The following is a 1,268-nucleotide window of genomic DNA, read 5'->3' as shown; positions in this document are numbered from 1 at the left end:
GCAGAAGCTCGAACGGCGGGTCAGCCACGACGGGCTCGTGGCGGTCGGTGGCAACTACTACAGCGTGCCCGACCGGACGCGGCGGATCGTCGAAGTCGAGCAACTGCCGGACCTGATCCGCGTGATTGACCGCGGCATCGTCGTTGCCGAACACCCCGTGCTCGAAGGGCGCCGGCAATATCGTATCGACCAGCGCCATCGCACTGGGCGGCCGCAGCCGCGAACGCCGGATCGCCCCATGACGATGATCGGTCGGATCGGCGATCATGTACCGTTGCGCTCGCTGGCCATCTACGATGCGATCGGCGCGAGCCTTGCCATGGAGGGGCGGCCATGAACGGCATTGCGCCATCCACGCGCGTTGACTCCATCCGCCGGAGCCTCGTCAGCCTCAAGATGCCCCGCGCGCTCGAGATCCTGGATGCAACCCTGCGCCGCATCGAGCAGGGGCAGATCGACGGCATTGAAGCGCTTGATGAACTGCTGGGCGAAGAACTGTCGCTACGCGAGAACCGGCGGATCAAGGCGGCCCTGCGCATGGCCCGGCTGCCTGTCGTGAAGACGCTCGCCAGCTATGACTTCTCGTTCCAGCCCTCGCTCGACAAGAACCGCATCCTGGCACTCGCCGGCCTCGACTTCATAGAACGGGCCGAGGTCGTCCATCTGCTGGGCCCGCCCGGCACCGGCAAAAGCCACATTGCTACCGCGCCCGCGGTCGAGGCAGTCCGCGCCGGCAAGGCGGTCTACTTCATCCCGCTGGCCGATCTCATCGCCCAACTCGCCAAAGCCGAGCGCGAAGGCACGCTCAGGGAGAAGATCCGGTTTCTTGCCCGCGCATCGCTGCTGGTCGTCGATGAGATCGGTTACCTGCCGGTCACACCGGGCGGCGCCAACCTGTTCTTCCAGTTGGTCAACGCCCGCTACGAAAAGGGCGCCATGATCCTCACCTCCAATCGCGGCTTCGCCGAATGGGGCGAGGTCTTCGGCGATGCCGTAGTCGCCACTGCGCTGCTCGACAGACTGCTGCACCACGCCGTTGTCATCCAGATCGAGGGCTCCAGTTACCGAATGCGTGAGCACGCTGCGCTTGTGCCCGAAAACGTGCGCAACGGCACCGCGTTCAATCCACCACCGCCGAGGCGGCGTGGCCGGCCGACAAAGAAAGGAAATCCTGATCCCGAATACGGCTGATCACCGACCGTCCTGAACCGCCAGCATAGGGAATTTTAAGCGCCCACATCTGCGGAAACTTCGGTGCCCATTGACAG

2 protein-coding genes are annotated in these 1,268 nt (G+C 64.7%); both read left to right on the top strand.

Features of this window, described 5'->3' with window-relative positions:
- Positions 1-337 (top strand): Mu transposase domain-containing protein (locus NZK81_RS21410; protein WP_419181732.1); only part of this gene is annotated, 337 nt, incomplete at its 5' end.
- The gene (gene istB, locus NZK81_RS21405) at positions 334-1,191 is read left to right on the top strand and encodes an IS21-like element helper ATPase IstB (protein WP_188824040.1); all 858 of its coding nucleotides are present in this window, start codon (positions 334-336) and stop codon (positions 1,189-1,191) included. The genes NZK81_RS21410 and istB, both read left to right, overlap by 4 nt.
- Positions 1,192-1,268: the final 77 nt, after the last annotated feature.

The organism is Novosphingobium mangrovisedimenti, assembly GCF_025153475.1.
In the GTDB taxonomy this organism is placed as follows: domain Bacteria; phylum Pseudomonadota; class Alphaproteobacteria; order Sphingomonadales; family Sphingomonadaceae; genus Novosphingobium; species Novosphingobium mangrovi_A.
The sequence above is the reverse complement of the archived record's forward strand: the minus strand, read 5'-3'. Positions and strand labels throughout refer to the sequence as shown.

Excerpts from the sequence above, each read along its gene's own strand:
- istB (WP_188824040.1), top strand. The coding sequence starts at position 334 with ATGAACGGCATTGCGCCATCCACGCGCGTTGACTCCATCCGCCGGAGC.